At 55.6% G+C, this 16,734-nt stretch carries 15 protein-coding genes and 1 tRNA gene; 2 read left to right on the top strand and 14 right to left on the bottom strand.

Translation table 11 applies throughout. The features are described from left to right. Positions 1–57: 57 nt before the first annotated feature. The 3 genes from FJV47_RS14735 to mca are packed head-to-tail and all read right to left on the bottom strand — an operon-like array spanning position 58 to position 3,397. Positions 58–2,172, bottom strand: coding sequence for a thioredoxin domain-containing protein (locus tag FJV47_RS14735; RefSeq protein WP_159614301.1), 2,115 nt, complete (start codon positions 2,170–2,172; stop codon positions 58–60). A gap of 33 nt (positions 2,173–2,205) precedes the next feature. Then, positions 2,206–2,487, bottom strand: coding sequence for a hypothetical protein (locus FJV47_RS14730; RefSeq protein ID WP_159614299.1), 282 nt, complete (start codon positions 2,485–2,487; stop codon positions 2,206–2,208). Between the two features lie 43 nt (positions 2,488–2,530). Then, positions 2,531–3,397 carry a mycothiol conjugate amidase Mca gene (mca, locus tag FJV47_RS14725; RefSeq protein ID WP_159614887.1) on the bottom strand — a complete coding sequence of 289 codons (867 nt, stop codon included), beginning with the start codon at positions 3,395–3,397 and terminating at the stop codon, positions 2,531–2,533. A gap of 241 nt (positions 3,398–3,638) precedes the next feature. On the opposite strand from mca, the gene FJV47_RS14720 reads away from it, so the two are divergent. Both FJV47_RS14720 and greA read left to right on the top strand, forming a co-directional pair. Next, positions 3,639–4,058: a DUF4307 domain-containing protein gene (locus tag FJV47_RS14720; protein WP_159614297.1), complete on the top strand. Its 420-nt coding sequence runs from the start codon at positions 3,639–3,641 to the stop codon at positions 4,056–4,058. Between the two features lie 287 nt (positions 4,059–4,345). Further along, positions 4,346–4,843, top strand: a complete 498-nt coding sequence (gene greA / locus FJV47_RS14715) for a transcription elongation factor GreA (protein WP_159614295.1) — start codon at positions 4,346–4,348, stop codon at positions 4,841–4,843. A gap of 75 nt (positions 4,844–4,918) precedes the next feature. Here greA and ilvA read toward each other — a convergent pair whose 3' ends face one another. The 11 genes from ilvA to FJV47_RS14660 all read right to left on the bottom strand — a co-directional run bounded on the left by ilvA (position 4,919) and on the right by FJV47_RS14660 (position 16,733). Beyond that, complete coding sequence (gene ilvA, locus FJV47_RS14710) at positions 4,919–6,190, bottom strand: threonine ammonia-lyase (RefSeq protein ID WP_159614293.1); 1,272 nt, start codon at positions 6,188–6,190, stop codon at positions 4,919–4,921. 3 nt (positions 6,191–6,193) lie between these two features. Next, positions 6,194–7,501 (bottom strand): AI-2E family transporter, encoded by a 1,308-nt coding sequence (locus FJV47_RS14705; protein WP_159614291.1) that lies wholly within the window; start codon positions 7,499–7,501, stop codon positions 6,194–6,196. Positions 7,502–7,616: 115 nt separating this feature from the next. After that, a complete protein-coding gene (locus FJV47_RS14700; protein ID WP_159614289.1) occupies positions 7,617–8,423 on the bottom strand; it encodes a Bax inhibitor-1/YccA family protein in 807 nt (268 codons plus the stop codon). Positions 8,424–8,673: 250 nt separating this feature from the next. Then, positions 8,674–8,758, bottom strand: a tRNA-Leu gene (locus FJV47_RS14695). 117 nt (positions 8,759–8,875) lie between these two features. Beyond that, complete coding sequence (locus tag FJV47_RS14690) at positions 8,876–10,243, bottom strand: NAD(P)/FAD-dependent oxidoreductase (RefSeq protein ID WP_159614287.1); 1,368 nt, start codon at positions 10,241–10,243, stop codon at positions 8,876–8,878. Positions 10,244–10,426: 183 nt separating this feature from the next. Further along, on the bottom strand, positions 10,427–11,992 hold the full coding sequence (locus tag FJV47_RS14685; RefSeq protein WP_235026487.1) for a S8 family serine peptidase: 1,566 nt from the start codon (positions 11,990–11,992) through the stop codon (positions 10,427–10,429). Positions 11,993–12,025: 33 nt separating this feature from the next. Next, complete coding sequence (locus tag FJV47_RS14680) at positions 12,026–12,964, bottom strand: Ppx/GppA phosphatase family protein (protein ID WP_159614285.1); 939 nt, start codon at positions 12,962–12,964, stop codon at positions 12,026–12,028. Further along, a complete protein-coding gene (locus FJV47_RS14675; protein ID WP_159614283.1) occupies positions 12,964–13,665 on the bottom strand; it encodes a DUF501 domain-containing protein in 702 nt (233 codons plus the stop codon). Before FJV47_RS14675 ends, FJV47_RS14680 begins: the two co-directional genes overlap by 1 nt. A gap of 28 nt (positions 13,666–13,693) precedes the next feature. Beyond that, on the bottom strand, positions 13,694–14,539 hold the full coding sequence (locus FJV47_RS16650; protein WP_235026486.1) for a septum formation initiator family protein: 846 nt from the start codon (positions 14,537–14,539) through the stop codon (positions 13,694–13,696). Positions 14,540–14,663: 124 nt separating this feature from the next. Continuing rightward, a complete protein-coding gene (gene eno / locus FJV47_RS14665; protein ID WP_159614281.1) occupies positions 14,664–15,944 on the bottom strand; it encodes a phosphopyruvate hydratase in 1,281 nt (426 codons plus the stop codon). 90 nt (positions 15,945–16,034) lie between these two features. Further along, positions 16,035–16,733: a MazG nucleotide pyrophosphohydrolase domain-containing protein gene (locus tag FJV47_RS14660; RefSeq protein WP_235026485.1), complete on the bottom strand. Its 699-nt coding sequence runs from the start codon at positions 16,731–16,733 to the stop codon at positions 16,035–16,037. Between the last annotated feature and the right edge of the window lies 1 nt (position 16,734).

Below are 16,734 nucleotides of genomic sequence, written 5' to 3'. Positions count from 1 at the left end.
TGCGGATCTTTGAATCTAGGTACCGGGCAGAGGCCGCTTTCTTCCAATTTCGGGAGGCTAGCTATTGTGGCTCACACGCAGCACCTGTAGTAGATCTTCAAGGTTTGTCACCGGCATTTGGCACACATGTTCACGACACGGTTGAATTTTCAAAGCGTCGTTCTCACCGGCCAACGAAGGATCATGGTGGGCGGTAAGGCCCAGCGCCCAGATGACCTTGCGTATTCTTATACCCAGTGCGCTGTGCATGTCGGAAAGTCCCACATAGTGCACTGCACCGGTCACAATACTTTGCACTCCCAATGCGGTAGCTACCTGCGTCGGTGCGTCACCTGCTAAGGCGGCGGCATGAGCGCTGAGGGCTCGTGCAGTTTCTAGGTCGCTTGCGCGCGAGGCAGTGTATTGTCCGTGGGCCATCGCGATGATGGAACGATTGGCCAGTGCTTTGGCGTAGAGGGCTCCGGCCGCTGGCAAGGCGTCATCTAGGACACTTACGGCAGCCACGTTGTTACGTTGTGCGGCGACCCGAGCATCAGCTTGTACCGAATCTCGGGGAACCGCATTCTCTGGATCTATAAAATCTTTGGCACGGTCCAACAATTGGTCAGCCCGCTCGGTCCATAATGTGTCCGCGGTTGCATGGCCCAGGGCAAGGAAAGCCCCCGCCAATGCTGCATAGTCTTGCAGCGTAGCTTCATTTCCGGTCGCCGCACGCGAAGCAAAGCTTACGCGAGCCAGCTGTCGAGTTGATGCGTCCCAGTGCGTTTGCCATAAGGACTGCCCCACTAATTGAGCTAGCTCTAGTGCATCGGAATCTTCGAGCAGCACCGCCGCGTCACACAGTGCCTCAATCGCTAGTGCGTTCCATCCAGCAATAACTTTTTCATCGCGCACTGGCTTAATACGCGAACCGCGGAAAACCCGTAATGCCTTCATCAGTTCATCAAGGACCGCTTGCTCTGCTCGGCGGGGCACGCGGGCGAAGGAGAAGCAGAAATGCTCCGGGTCTTCAGCGACGGGTGCAAACCGAACCAGGTCTGCAGGCAGCGTGTGCGTGAGTGATGAGAGGATCTGGTTAATCTCCTCACGGCTGTAGCTGTAATAGGCACCTTCAATTTGGGAGCCGCCCCTGCTGGAATCCGCGTCCAAGGAGGCCGCAAAAGCAGGAGCTGAGGTGGAATCAACTAGCAGTTCGTCCTGCAGGAACTTGATAATTCCACGCGCACTGCTGGTGGCCAGAAGGGACAGTGCGTGCGCCCGGGGCGCGGACTCACGCTGTGTATCGGAGGCGACTTCTGCGGCCAATACGGCAGTTTGGGCCGCGAGTGAGAGCAGACCGGCGTTGTCGTAGAGCATCTTTTCGAAATGTGGAACCGACCAATTTTCATCCACACAGTATCGGGCGAAGCCACCATCGATGTGGTCTTGTAATGCTCCCAAGAACATTGCTTCAAGGTGGGTGGCCACGGCTCCAAATGCTTCTTCAGCAGTTTCGGTGCGGGTAAAGACCGAATGCCACAAAGTTTTCAGCGCCCAAGTCGGAGGGAATTTGGGGGCTGGGGTAAAGCCACCTTTGGATTTGGTTGCAGCCAGCCAGCGTTCGGTGGCGGTGGCTAAGGCCTGAGTGGCCGGCGCTGCAGTTTCCAGTTTAAGTAATGCGCTTTGGCGCGCACCTAACTCAGCGAGGTGGTCGGCCAACATTTGGGCTTGATCTTCTAAGCCGTCACGTTTGGTTTCCCACGCTTCGTGCACTGCCTGGAGAACTTGTCTGAAACCGGGGACTTTGCCGCGTGGTTCTCTCGGGTAATAGGTACCGGCATGCACTGTGCGACCGTCCGGCATGGCGAAAATAGTCATGGGCCAACCGCCAGCGCCAGTGAGCGCTTGGGTGGCCATCATGTAGGTGTCATCCACCATTGGGTGTTCTTCACGATCCACCTTGATGGCCACAAAATTCTCGTTGAGTAATTCTGCGATCTGCGGATCGTCAAAAGACTCGTGGCTCATCACATGACACCAATGGCAGGCCGCATATCCGATGGAAAGCATCACCGGAACATCGCGTAACCGTGCCTGTTCGAAAGCTTCATCCCCATAGGGGAACCAGTCGACTAGTTGGTGTGCATGTTGTCTAAGATATTGGCTGGCGGCGCCAGCAAGTCGTTGAGCCACGCCATAATGCTATCGCGCAGATCACACACTTGTTTACCGGTCTTCGTTGGTCTTAGGGTCGATCGGCTCTTCGGGTTCCTGGAGCTTACGTTCGTTGCCCTTGTTCACCATTTCCTGCTGCTTGGCTTCAGCCTCCGAGGTGTAGCGCACGCGACGCACCCGGCGGACCATATCGCGGATCAGGAAGATTACAGCGATGACCATCACCGCGGTAAAAATGAATCCAAGGAATCCGGGACCGTAGTCGCTAGCGGTCTCCGTGCCCAATTTGGTGGTCTGTGAGGCTACGGCAAGGGACGCGAAGATCGTATTCACGGGGAACGGACAACTCTTTTCTACAACTTGGAAGTGCTTAGTGCTATCTTAGTCCGGCGAACAGGTCTGATTCGGGCAACTCGGTCGCCACCTTGGAAGAGATCAACGTGTAATCCTCCCATGGCCAATGTTCTGCATAGACGTGTTCTGGGACCGCGAAGAAGAAACCTTCCGGGTCAATCTGGGTTCGGTGCGCCAGCAACGCCTGATCTCGCTGCGAGAAAAAGTCCGCGCAGTGAATCTGAGTCGTGGTGGTATGTGGTGAAACCCACTTGAACATCTGGTTATCTTCGTCGGCTTCCCACTGGGCAACACGTTCTGTGTAAGGGGATTCAATACCGGCCTCGACCATGGCGTAGTGCAATGCACGGAAACGGTCAGGAGCAAAGGCGCGATCGTAGTACAACTTGCCCACCGACCAAGGCTCTCCCAGTTCTGGGTACATCTCTGGGTTATCCGCGTGTTCGAAGGCGAAGGTTGCAACCTTGTGACTGTGGATGTGGTCTGGGTGCGGGTAGCCACCGTTTTCGTCGTAGGTGGTGATTACGTGTGGGCGGAACTCACGGATCAGCTTGATAATTCCAGCGGCAGCGACCTCTACGGGCTGCAGCGCGAAGGCGCCAAAGGGAAGCTCCGGCAACGGGTCACCTTCGGGCAGGCCCGAGTCGACATAACCAAGCCAACGGTGCTTGATGCCCAGTACAGATGCGGCTTCGGCCATCTCAGTACGGCGTACCCCTGGAAGGTCGCGGTGGGCGTGAGCCAACTCCCCGGCAGCAGCATTAAGAATGTCGCCACGTTCGCCACCGGTGCAAGAAACAACCATGACCTCAGCCCCAGCATCAACATAGGCGGCCATGGTGGCAGCGCCCTTTGAAGATTCATCATCCGGGTGCGCGTGGATCGCCATCAGACGCAGGCCCTGCGATGGGGCAATTTTCTTCACGTTGTGAATCTCCACTTATCTACTTTCCTTCGCCACTATGCTGCACAGCCGAAAATTCTCATCGCTGGTCACCACTCATAACAACTGATACTCGACTGCCGGTTATTCCCAATTGCCCTCAGGCGGTAAACTTGTCGAAGGAACCAACATACGGCATTCCCTGTTCAAATGCCGCCAAGGCATAGAGAGTGGTGCAAGACAAGTAATGTCTGATCCAAGCTTAACGGCTCGCTACAACAACCCCAAGAAACGCAGCCTGAGTAAGAAAACGCGCAATTGGCTCATCGGTTCTGCGCTGAGTATTGGTGTTGTCGGCGCTGCCTACATTGGGTTCAACAATTACAGTGCAATCACCGCTCAGGACATACACTATGATGTTGTTTCTCCAACGTTGACAAAGAGCAGCATCGTGGTTGAATACAACTCGAATGATCGCGTCCAATGCGATATTCGCGCAATGAATGAGTCCAAGGCTGTAGTCGGCTACAAGACCGTATTGCTTGATCCAGGCGAGCAGTCAGGCGTGATCAAGCAACAAATCGATGTTGATCTTCACACCGATAACCTCGCAGTGACCGCCGGAGTTGAATCCTGCTATAAGGTTCCGCAGAACTACAAGGGCTAATATTTCGCCCATTCATTCCCTAATAGCTGAACCTATTGGGCTTAACGCGTTTTGGCGACTACTATCGTTGAAAAGATACGTTTTGCCCCGCATCCGCAAATGAGTCAGTTGCGTACTGTTTCATGAAGCTGGCGGGGTCTTTGCTTGCATCGATAGAACAACGTAAGCCCGCAAAACCGTACCGAATTCGACTTCGTCGACGCCACCTCACTGGTGGCGTTCGGCTTTTGTGGCTCATTGAGCTCCAAAGTTGCCGCGAAGTCCTAACAGACCAAAGGAAGTACAACGTGAGCACCAACAGCAACGAACCTGTCGTTTGGCTGACTCAGGAAGCCTTCGACCGCCTCCAGAACGAACTGACTTTCCTCGAAGGCCCGGGACGCGCCGAGATCGTTGCCCGCATCGAGCAGGCCCGCTCCGAGGGCGACCTTAAGGAGAACGGTGGCTACCACGCCGCACGTGAAGAGCAGGGTAAGGCAGAGGCCCGCATCCTGTACCTCAAGGACCTATTGCGTCGAGCAGACGTTGGCGAAGCACCTGCCGACGACGGAATCGTTGAGCCGGGCATGATGGTTGTTGCCAACATTGCTGGCGACGAGACCACCTTCCTCTTCGGTTCCCGCGAGGTCGCTGGCGACACCGATTTGGAAGTTTACTCGGAGCAGTCCCCTATTGGTGTAGCCGTTCACGGTGCCAAGGTTGGCGACAAGCTTTCTTACGTGGCTCCTAACGGTCGCGACATCAAGGTCGAAATCATTTCGGCTAAGCCTTACGAAGCTTCCTAATAAGTCTTCTAAGGACAAAGTCGATGGGCTGCTAACTCAGTGAGTTAGCAGCCCATCGACTTTTAAGTGTTGCCCTTAGCCGACCGATCCGCCAGCGTTGTTGGTGATCTGAGGGTCAAAGCCTTCAGCACGTAGGTTATTGAGCACCGCTTTGGAATGCTCATGCCCCTTGGTCTCCAAGTCGATGGTGATGGCCACATCACCCATGGACAGGGAGCCACCGATGCGGGTGTGGTCCAGTCGGGTCACGTTTGCATCTGAATCTGCGATGATGCGTGAGATCTGAGCCAGTGCGCCGGGACGGTCTGGAAGCATCATGCGCACAGTCAGGAATCTTCCTGCGGCCGATAGACCACGCTGAATGACTTTGAGCATCAACAGCGGATCAATGTTACCGCCGGAGAGGATTACTGCGGTGGTAGCTGGGTTGATCCCATGCGCCTCTAGACGGTTTTCCAGCAGCGCAGCCACGCCCACAGCCCCGGCTGGTTCTACAACGAGCTTATTGCGTTCCAGAAGCACCACCAGGGCGCGAGCCAAGGCATCTTCGGATACGGTCACCACATCATCGACCAGTTCCTTGATGATGGTGAAAGGTAGCTGGCCCGGCTTGCCCACGGCAATGCCGTCGGCGATAGTGTGCACGGTGTCTAGTGGAACCAGAGCATCCGCCGCCAACGACGGTGGGTAGGCAGCGGCATTTTCTGCTTGGACGCCGATCACCTTGATTTCGCGGCCCATCTGCCGTGCTTTTTCTTTTAAGGCAATCGCTGCACCAGCCAACAGTCCGCCGCCACCGACGCCCATGAGCACCGTCTCGACTTCTGGGAGCTGTTCGAGCAGTTCAAGCCCGATGGTGCCCTGTCCTGCGATGATGTCTGGATGGTCGAAGGGGTGAACGAACACCGCGCCAGTTTCGTCGGCGTAGCGCTGTGCTTCTGCTAGCGCTTCATCCACCGTATCGCCGAAGAGCACAACTTCTGCGCCATGATCCCGGGTGGCGGTGAGCTTAGGCAGCGCCACGCCGCGTGGCATGTAGATGCGTGCCTTGATCCCCAGTTGGCTGGAAGCCTGTGCGACGCCCTGCGCATGGTTGCCTGCCGAAGCTGCAACAACGCCGCGGGCCTTTTCTTCGTCGCTGAGTTTGGACATGCGCACGTAGGCGCCACGGACCTTAAAGGATCCTGCGCGCTGCATGTTTTCGCATTTGAGGAATACTTCGGCGCCAATGTGCTGCGAAAGTACGCGGGAATGCTCTACCGGAGTCAAAGCAATCACTGGCTTCAAGACCTTGGCAGCGGATTCGATATCGGCTAGCGATACTGGCAATTTAGTTTCTGTGGTCATGACTTAGTCCTCGTCTGATGTGCGATCAGGATGCCGAGTTTCCGGCGAAGTAGATTGTTCGGTCCGCACCAATTCTTCTGGTGCGCTGGCCGCTGGGCTCGGAGAACGAGCCTCGGTATTGGGGTGAATACCGTAGTGCTCTAGCACTACCGGGTCACTCTCCCAGGCTCGGGCCGAGAGGTATTTAACAACGGCATTGAGCACGGCCAGAAGCGGCACCGCGAACAGCGCGCCAGGAATTCCGGCCAACATGGTGCCACCGGCTACTGCCAAGACCACTGCCAGCGGATGTAAGCTCACAGCCTTGCCCATAATCAGGGGCTGAAGGACATTGGATTCCGCTTGTTGTACCAGTAAGACCACGGCCAGCATGATCAGGGCATTAACCCAGCCATTGGCTACCAGAGCCAGCAGTACTGCCAACGCTCCGGTAAATAAGGCACCGACTACCGGGATGAACGAGCCGATGAAGACTAGGACGCCCAGTGGCAAGGCCAATGGAACACCCAAGAAGAAGGCGCCTAGTCCAATACCGATCGCATCAATCAATGCTACGAGCATCTGCACACGAACGTAGCTGACCAAGGATGCCCATCCTCGCGTCAACGCACCATCCATGGCGGGTCGAGCTCGTCGTGGCAACAGGTTAACGAGGAAGAGACCAATTTTTCGACCGTCGAGCAGGAGAAAAATCAGCACAAAGAGTGCCAGCAATGTTCCGGTGAGAAACTGTCCGATGAAAGATGTCCAGCCCAGTGCCTCACTGAGAATATTGGTGGCGTTGCCACGCAGCTGGGCGAGGGCGTCATCAAGAACGCTTTGCAAATCAGCGTTGGTCAGTTTCAGCGGGCCGTTGAACAACCATTCTTGGACTTGCTCGATCCCGAAGAGTGCCTGACTCCACAAGGCGTTGAACCCTGTGGTCAGTTTCTGTCCGGCCATGGATAGTCCAGCAATCACCAGTGCCAGGAAGCCAATGAGCGTAATGCCCACAGCGAGTCCGCGAGGTACAGCCATGCGTCGGTTCAGTGCATTGACCACCGGTGACAGAAGCCCGGAAAGTAGTGCTGCAACCAGAACCGGGATCACCAGCAACGAGATCTTTGACAGTGCCCAGACCAGTACGCCCAGTGCGGCGACAATGATCAAAAAGCGCCATGCCCAGCTTGCAGCTAAACGTACCGCGTATGGCATATCTTCGGCGCTCTTAAAATCAACAACTTCAGCGCGGGGCTCTGCAGGTTTCTCTGCGATCTTGCCCGGAAGGGGGACACGTATGCGTCGTAAACGTTCCAACCGGCGATTCTTCATGGCTCTACGTTACCGCGACTAAAACCAAGCCACCGGATCCATGTCGGAATTGTGACAAAAAACAAGGAGCAGTGCCCGATTTGGGCACTGCTCCTAATTTTCTAGTTCAATATGTTTAGTCGTCGCCACGCAGGATAGCCAGAATGCGCAGGATCTCTGTGTACAGCCAGATCAAGGTCATGGTCAGGCCGAAAGCACCGCGCCACGACATGATTGCTGGGGCACCCTGACGCGAAAGTTCTTCGATCATGGTGAAGTCCGAAACCAGTGCGTAGGTAGCTAGCAGTACGGCTACTACGCCGATTACCAAGCCGAGAACGCCGTGGCGCATGCCGAACATTCCGTCAACAACACCAGTCATTGAGAGAACGATGTTGAGCAGCGAGAATACGATAAGACCAATCATGCCAACCATGAAGATCTTGTTCAGCTTCGGAGTCATGCGGTACTTACCCGAGCGGTACAGCGCCAAGGTTACGCCTGCGACACAGACGGTCGCCAGCACCGCCTGAATGGCAACCCCTGGATACATTCCGTCAAGGAACTGTGACAGCCCACCAAGGAACAGACCCTGAGCGGCGGAGTACGCAAGGATGAGTGCCGGCGATGGACGCTTCTTGAACACGTTAACCAGACCGAGGACAAAACCGACCAGCGCGCCAGGAAGCATCAGGGCTGGCATGACCCATCCAGCGGCTGCGCCAATGACTACAAGCGCAAGGCAGAAGATCGTCTTGTTGATGGTGTCGCCGATGGTCATGCGACCGGTATCAGCGCTGGTGGCCGATGGCTGCTGATACATATCCTGCAGTTGATCTGCGCTCATGTTGGCGTTGTCACGGAATCCGACAGGACTTCCTGACTTGGTTCCCCAAGCATCAGATTTGCTGTTAGACCCAAATACCGGGTTGCTCAACGTCATTCCCCCAAAGGTTGCGATTATGCAGGCTCGCTGCGAGCGAGAGTTCTTTGTTGTCAATCCTATTGAGCAACGCTGTGAATTGACTCAGTCATAAGGATGATATTCGCTGATTTCACACCGAATAAATACTCTCTGGGCGATATTCGTGGAGATTCGCTCTGGATCACTCCCACACTGCACTCACGCTGTTCGTGATACGACTAAGGCTCCTACTCCCCCGATTTATCAGAGAAAGTAGAAGCCTCAGTAATGGTGCCCCCAGCGAGACTCGAACTCGCAAGCCTTTCGGCAGCTGATTTTAAGTCAGCCGTGTATGCCAATTCCACCATGGGGGCAAGACACTCAAATCTTACGTGATCAACGAAGAAAATAAGAAATTTGCACTTCTTACGTGTGCGAGAGGCCGATATTTCGGCCCCTCGCTACGAAAGTCGATCAACTAAGAATCAGAATTACTTCTTTGGCTTAGCCGACTCTTCGAAAGCCGTGCGTGGTGCCTCAAGATTGTTTAGCTGCAGGCCGTCACGCTTGAAGAAGATGGCAACCAACCAGTCGCCAACAACGCGGAACTTGCGCTCGAAGGTTGGCATGGCCATACCGTGGTAACCGCGGTGAGCCATCCATGCTGGCCAGCCCTTGAGCTTGATGCCAACAACCTTGGCAACACCCTTGTTGCGACCGAAGCCAGCAACTGCGCCAAGGTTTGAGTGCTTGTATTCCTTGATGGTGCCAACGCCGTAGCGGGCAGCATAAAGGTTCTTTGCCAAGAGCTTTGCCTGGCGCACAGCGTGCTGAGCGTTAGGAACACAGGTTCCATCTGGCAGACCGCCGGTAACGTCCTTGACTGCCGAGATATCGCCAGCAGCCCATGCACCTTCCAGTGCGTCGCCGTTAGCATCCTTGACGCGAAGGTCGGTGCGGGTCTCGATGCGACCGCGCTGCTCGATTGGGAAATCGGTAGAGCGAACCATTGGGTTAGCCATAACACCGGCACACCAGATCAGGGTGTCAGCACCGAATTCGCCGGCCGAGGACTTGTCGCCCATGTTGATCAGCTCAAGGTTGCCGTCCACAGCGCTGTTCAGCGAGGTGTTCAGCAGAACCTCAACGCCGCGGCTGCGCAGGTGCTCGACTACCCACTCAGCCTGCTCGGCGGTAACTTCAGGCATGATGCGGCCCATTGCCTCAACCAGAACGAAGCGGGCTTCCTTCTGATCGATGCGGTCGTTGAGCTTGATCAGGTCGCGAGCCATATCCTCAAGCTCTGCGATGGTCTCGATACCGGCGAAGCCGCCACCAACAACGACGAAGGTCAGTGCGCGCTTGCGAGCTACTGGATCAGTCATATTCGAAGCGGACTCGATGCGCTCGGCAACCTTGTTGCGCAGTGCGACAGCCTCTTCGATGGTTTTCAGGCCGATGCCGGTCTCGGCAAGACCGGTGATCGGGAAGGTACGGGTGACCGCACCAGCGGACATCACAACATCGGTGTATTCCAGCTCAAACTGCTCACCGTTATTTGGAGCAATGACAGCCTTCTTGTTGGCGTGATCGATGCTCAGCACTCGACCGTTAACCAGCTCAGAGTGCTTCAAGTGCTGGCGGTGAGAAACCACAACGTGGCGTGGTTCAATCTGGCCACCGGCAACTTCTGGCAAGAATGGCTGGTAAGTCATGTATGGGTTTGGATCAACAACGGTAACGATACCGCCGTGAGCCTTGACCTTCTTCTGCAACTTCATCGCGACGTACAGGCCAACATAGCCACCGCCAACGACAAGAATGCGCGGGCGCTTCTGGGAGGATTCAATGATCGACATACTCTTGATTCTACGCGGATTTTCCTAGTTAGTGAAAACATTCACTAACTATTTCGGTCAGATGCGTCACGGTGACTTCCTTGACTTGCCTTCGCTTGCATCCGCCGCCTTAGGAGCCAGCCGATCCGAACGCAAAAACGGGAACGAAACTTGGATGTTTCGTTCCCGTTTTCATGCGACGAGCTATTTATCCTCTTCGGGGATGTCGTCAAAAAGATCGTGTTCTCTGGCGGATTTGCCCACCTTCAGTGAACTCAACGACGCAGAAGCCACACTGGCCGAAATCTTCTCACGGCGCTTTCGCAACAAAGTGTGAAGGCTACCGGCTAGGATCAGCAGAACCAGCAATCCCCCACCGCCGACCACCAAAAGCGGTTGCAAGATCGGGGTGGATTGCTCGGGTTGGATTGGAGTTGGGGCAGCAACTTGTTTCAGCGACGACTTTTTCATCGACACACCTGGAGCGGGCACTTCAGTATTCTGAGAAACGTTCCGGCGGTGCACTCGAATCCATTCCTCGATAGTCCCCAGAGGATTCTCGGACACTGAGGGCACATTGTTATTCACCGCAGCGTTGGCGTTGATCAGTCCGTAACCATAGAGGTTATCAACGCCGGGCGCACCGGTATCACGTGCGGTCTTCAGAATCCGGTTGATGACATCAGGCGCCTTCATCTCTGGATACTTGGAACGGATCAGAGCGGCAACCCCGGCAACCAAGGGAGCGGCGCCCGAGGTGCCGGACCAACGAGCGTATCCGTTATCTGGCAAGCCACCGACAAGCTGTTCGGCCGGAGCAGCAACCCCAATGGAAATGCCTTCTGTGGAGGAATCCTGCGAGGCCTTTCCGCTTTCATCCACACCCGCAACGGTTAGCACACCAGGAATCGTGGCTGGTGCCCCGACCTGGCTCATACCACCTGAACGATTACCGGCTGCAGCCACGATGACCACGTCATGATCTTCAGCGTACTTGAACGCTTCGTCCCAGCTCTCGGGCCAAGCGGGACTAGTGGATCCCAAGGACATATTGATGATCTTGGCCCCGTGATCGACGGCCCACTTCACCGCACGAGGGATTTGGTCTTCAACTGGAATCTCGGCGGGGTTTCCCTCACCCATCCACAAGGAAACGGAGAGTAGCTGCGATGCCGGTGCTACACCGAGGACGCCGTCGCTACCGCCGCTGGCTTTTGGAACATCCTGGTACTCGGGTTCTTCGGGGATTTCGACTTTGTCGAACGTGGAATCTTTGTTGTCCTCGTCCTCTTTGGCCTCTTTTTCACGCTTCTTGTTTTCGTCTTCCGCCGACTTTTTGGCCTTTTCCCACGCCGCCTTGAGTCGTTCGTTTTCGGACTCAATCTTAGTGATCTCGCCCTTGTTGTTGCCGCGTCCAGCCAGCAAGGTCGCTACCAACGTGGCGTGCTCGCTCATGACACCAATAGGCTTATTGCCCTTTTCAGCTCCTGCGCCAGACATGTCGACTCCGCCGGTCACTGCTCCTTTGAGGTCAGTGTGCGAGCTGTCTATTCCCGTATCGATTACGGCGACTGTAACGCCCTCACCCTTGGTAGCCTGTTGTGCCTCGGTGACACCAAGGGACTTCAGCCAGTACTCCGAGTCACGCATATCGTCGGCTTGGGCCGGGGTGAGTCCGGTCAGCATGGCTAGCGTAAGGATCGCAACGGCAAGTGCAGAGCCGTACTTTTTCAGGCTCGCGTGTTTCTTAGCGCGCAGAGCTGAACTCAAGAGATCTCTCCTTGGATGGTTCCGAAAGGCGGACTAGGCGTTGAAAACTGCAGTTGCAGCAATTCCGTCGAGAATATCGTGTTCCGATGCAATTAGTCGCATCGGGCGATTTCCGCTGGTGGTTTCCAAGTAATGAAGAATGCGCTCAACGATCGCTGCGCCGGCCTGAATTACGTCCACACGTCCAGGATGCATAAAGCCCAATGCTTCGCGTTCTTCGCGCGAGTAGGCAAGCATATTTTGTGTAGCGGTCCGCATCTGTTCGAAGCTCAGTTCAGCACCGTGAATTTTTTCAGATTCATAGGTTGAGAGTCCCAGAGCCTGAGCGGTGAGTGTAGTGAAAGTGCCAGCCACCATAATGACTGCATCAACGTCAGAAACGTCGACGTGATCATTCAGGGTGCGCAAAGTTGAATCTATGAAGTCCACCGCTTGCGGTGCCTCTAGTCCAACCTCTTGGAATCTTTCGGTCACTCTAACGCAGCCCATGTCTAGGCTCTTGGCCGCTAAGGGTCCGGTGGAATCGCCCAAGACGAACTCGGTGGATCCACCACCGAGGTCAATGACCAAGCTCTTGCCTTCTTGTCCGGCGCGCACCGAAGCCGCCCCGTTGAAGGACAACGAAGCTTCTTCATCACCGCTGATGACCTCAGGGGAAACGCCGAGGATGCGTGTAATCTCCTCAGCAAAAACCTCGCGGTTGGAAACATCGCGTGCAGCCGAAGTCGCAACAAAACGAATGGCTTGCACCTGGTGCTCATCGCACAGTGCTTTGTACTCTTTGACCGCGGCGAAAGTACGTTCAAGGGCTTCCGCCGCAAAAGCGCCGGTAGCGTCAACACCCTGGCCCAGTCGCACAACACGCATGGTGCGCACAACATCAACCAGAGTATTTCCTTGCCCCGTGTGCACCACGTCTGCAATGAGCAGACGGATGGAGTTGGTTCCGCAGTCGATTCCGGCGACGCGCATTAGGCGTCATCTCCAGCAGCACGTTCCGCTGCTTCGCGCTGAGCTCGTTTGGCGGCACGCTGAGCGCGCTTCTGGGCCGGATCCTGCATTTCCTGGGTTTTCACGTGGCGCGAGCGGTCACGGCTTGGCGCTTCCGACTCGGTATCCCACGCACCAACGCAATAGCATTTATCCTTGGTCCACCATTCCGAGATGGCTGCCAAAGCTTCATCACCCAGCGGATTAACACCTTCACCAGCGGCCAGAGAATGACCGACTAAAACGTGCAGGCACTTCACGCGAGTAGGCATGCCACCGGCAGATACACCATCAATTTCAGGTACAGCACCGGTACCAGAACGCTCTCCGATGGCGGCGCGGTTGGCCAGGTAGGATTCGTGGGCTGCTACATATTCGGCGGCCAGCGCAGAGTTTTCGCCCAACCGCTCGTTCATCTCATTCATCAAACCGGCAGCTTCAAGACGCGAGACAGCTGCGGTGATTACCGGATGAGCCAAATAGTACGTGGTCGGGAAGGGAATACCCGATGAAAGTCGCGGAGCAGTCGTGGCGACCAGCGGGTTTCCGCACACGCAGCGAGCACCGATTTCCACCACGTCACGCACCGGCCGGTTAAGCTGGCGCGAGAGGGTCTCAAGGTCGGCATCACTAGGTACGCGCCCGGCAGCGTCAAGGGCTTCGCGGATTGGCTGTTCAGTCACGGGTATAAGTTCTCTTCAGTTCAAGTGGTTAGTCAGTGGCGGAACGACGCACCGAGTCAAGCAATGCATCAACCCAAGGAAGTTCTTGACGCACTTCAAAAGTGCTGCCATTGCCATCGGTAGCTGTGTCATCATCTTCTGGGCGGTCACCCACAACCATGTACAGCTTTTCGCCTGGCATAACCAAGTTTATCCGTTCACGGGCCTGCTGTTTGATGTACAGCGGATCATCCCACCGTGCGATTTCGGCTTTGAGATCGTCGCGCTGCCCTTCGAGAGTCTCGATGGAGGCATTGAGATCATTCAGCTCGGACATCTGCTTACGGTAATAGTTGACAGTTGGAACCAGCATTACCGCGAAGAACGCGAGCACCACCAGCAACGCTGCGATTCGTCCGGAAAAACGGTGTGCTGCTACTGGTTCTCCCTCAGGTACCGGTTTATTAGTTACCGGTTTTTCCCCTGGTTTACGGCGCACTGCGGCCGAGAATTTCATCCGGTCATCACGCCGGCGTTCGTTCTGTTTTTCCTTGGCACGCTCAACTAGTGGCAACTTCGATTTTTGCGAATAGTTGCCCGAGAATTTCTTGGAGCGAGGTGACGCATCTGACGCTCCATCTTCACTGAGCTGATGCTTTGGTGCAGATTTTGGTTCGGCCGAACGGCTTGCAGTGCTGGCACCAGACTTGGGTCGAGGCACAGCGGGAGCCTTTTTGGCGGGAGTCTGAGGTTCGACAACGCGCAACGCATCGGTGGGTGGTTCCGCCATTGAGTCTAGGCCGGAATCCTCAGGCGTCTGTGCAGGAATATTTTCAGACTGCTCTACCGGATCCGGGGTATTACGCCGAGGCATGCGTGGCGGTCGCTGTGCCATACTCCCCCAATTTCCCATCATGCGTTCGTACAAGTTCTGCCGTGGAAACGGCACATATCTCCATTAAATAACGAAAAGCTCGCCGGTATCCACTACCGACGAGCTTATTCGCTTTAAATGTTAATTAGCTGTTGAAACGCGGGAACGCGTTACGACCAGCGTAAACTGCCGAAGCACCTAGGTCTTCCTCGATACGCAGCAACTGGTTGTACTTTGCTACGCGCTCGGAACGAGCTGGGGCACCGGTCTTGATCTGACCTGCGTTGGTAGCAACGCAGATGTCAGCGATGGTGACATCTTCGGTTTCACCCGAACGGTGTGAGGTGATGGTGGTGTAGCCAGCGCGCTGAGCCATGGTCACTGCATCGATGGTCTCGGTCAGGGAACCAATCTGGTTAACCTTCACCAGCAGCGAGTTAGCGGTGCCCTTGGCAATGCCATCGGCAAGACGCTCTGGGTTGGTCACGAACAGGTCGTCACCAACGAGCTGAACCTTGTCACCGATAGCATCGGTCAGGGTCTTCCAGCCATCCCAGTCGTTCTCGTCCAGTGGATCTTCGATGGATACCAGTGGGAAGTCAGCAACGAGCTCAGCGTAGTAGTCGCTCATTTCCTGAGCGGACAATGCCTTGCCCTCGAACTGGTAGGCACCGTTCTCGAAGAACTCGGAGGAAGCAACGTCCAGAGCCAGAGCGATGTCTGCACCTGGGGTGTAGCCAGCGCGGGTGATTGCCTCGGTAATCAGTTCCAGTGCAGCACGGTTGCTTGGCAGGTTAGGAGCGAAGCCACCCTCGTCGCCAAGACCGGTGGACAGGTTCTTTTCCTTCAGAACGGACTTGAGGTTGTGGTAAACCTCAACGCCCCAGCGCAGACCCTCGGAGAAGGTTGGTGCGCCCAGAGGAACGATCATGAATTCCTGGATGTCCACATCGGAGTCGGCGTGGGAGCCACCGTTGAGGATGTTCATCAGAGGAACTGGAAGTACGTGAGCGTTCGGGCCGCCGAGGTACTTGTACAGTGGCAGGTTCGAGCTCACTGCTGCTGCGTTAGCAACTGCCAGCGAAACGCCGAGGATAGCGTTAGCGCCAAGCTTGCCCTTGTTGCTGGTGCCATCCAGATCAAGCATGGCCTGATCGATAGCACGCTGGTCCGTAGCGTCTAGGCCTTCAAGTTCGTCAGCGATCTCGTCGATGACAGCCTCAACGGCTCCAAGAACACCCTTGCCCAGGTAACGATCCTTGTCGCCGTCGCGACGCTCAACTGCTTCGAACTGACCGGTGGAAGCACCGGATGGAACTGCTGCACGGCCGTGCGAGCCGTCGGAAAGCAGGACCTCAACCTCAACGGTTGGGTTGCCGCGGGAATCAAGAATTTCGCGCGCGTGAATGGCGTCAATCAATGCCATGAGTATGGGCTCCTTGTAGAAAGGTGTGGTCTAAGGGAGGTCAGCCAGCAGTCGCTGAAAAGACCGTCGGCGCCTTTGCCAGTCTCTAGCCTAGCGCTTCGAAGGTGATTTAGGCGATACCGTCGCTTCTGTTTCAGCCCCATAACGTTTCGCCAAGGTTACGCGTAGAACAGATTCGGCATCTAAACCCAGCTCTTGGGCCCTAGCAGTCAGGGCTAACAGTTCGTTCGCGAGGCTGTCTTCATCGGTAATTCGATCCCGAATATCCTGCCCAATAATCTGCTCATCGACCTTGTCAGAGCCTGCTCTGCTGTGACGGTCTAACAATTTTTGCGCCAGGGTCAACGATGGCAGAGCTGCAGGTAGCCCAGCATTCTTGCGTACTTTCGGCAGATCTTTTCGTTCTGCCTGCTTGGCAGCGTCCCAGACCCGGATAATCTCATTCACGTCCTGAGTAATCTCGTCACGGACGTTTCCGTCAGCGTCAAAAATGTGTCGATTGCGTCGAAGTAGTTTTTCGTTCAACGTCTGCGAGATATCTTCAAGCCCAAACTGCCCCTGCTCTTCTTCAATCAGCGCATGCAGCACAATCTGAAAATACAAGTCCCCCAGTTCTTCTTTGAGTAGCTGTGGGTTGTGCTCGGAAATTGCGTCGAGGACTTCGTAGCTTTCCTCGATCAGGTAAGTGCGCAGTGACTCATGAGTCAAGGCCCGGGTCCACGCGCATTTTTCGCGCAGGATTTTCACGGTGTGAATCAATAGCTGTGTCTGTGTTTTCGTCTGCGCCATA

The organism is Glutamicibacter sp. JC586 (assembly GCF_009805585.1).
Taxonomy (GTDB): domain Bacteria; phylum Actinomycetota; class Actinomycetes; order Actinomycetales; family Micrococcaceae; genus Glutamicibacter.
Note: the sequence above shows the minus strand (reverse complement) of the source record. Positions and strands in the feature narration are given on the sequence as shown.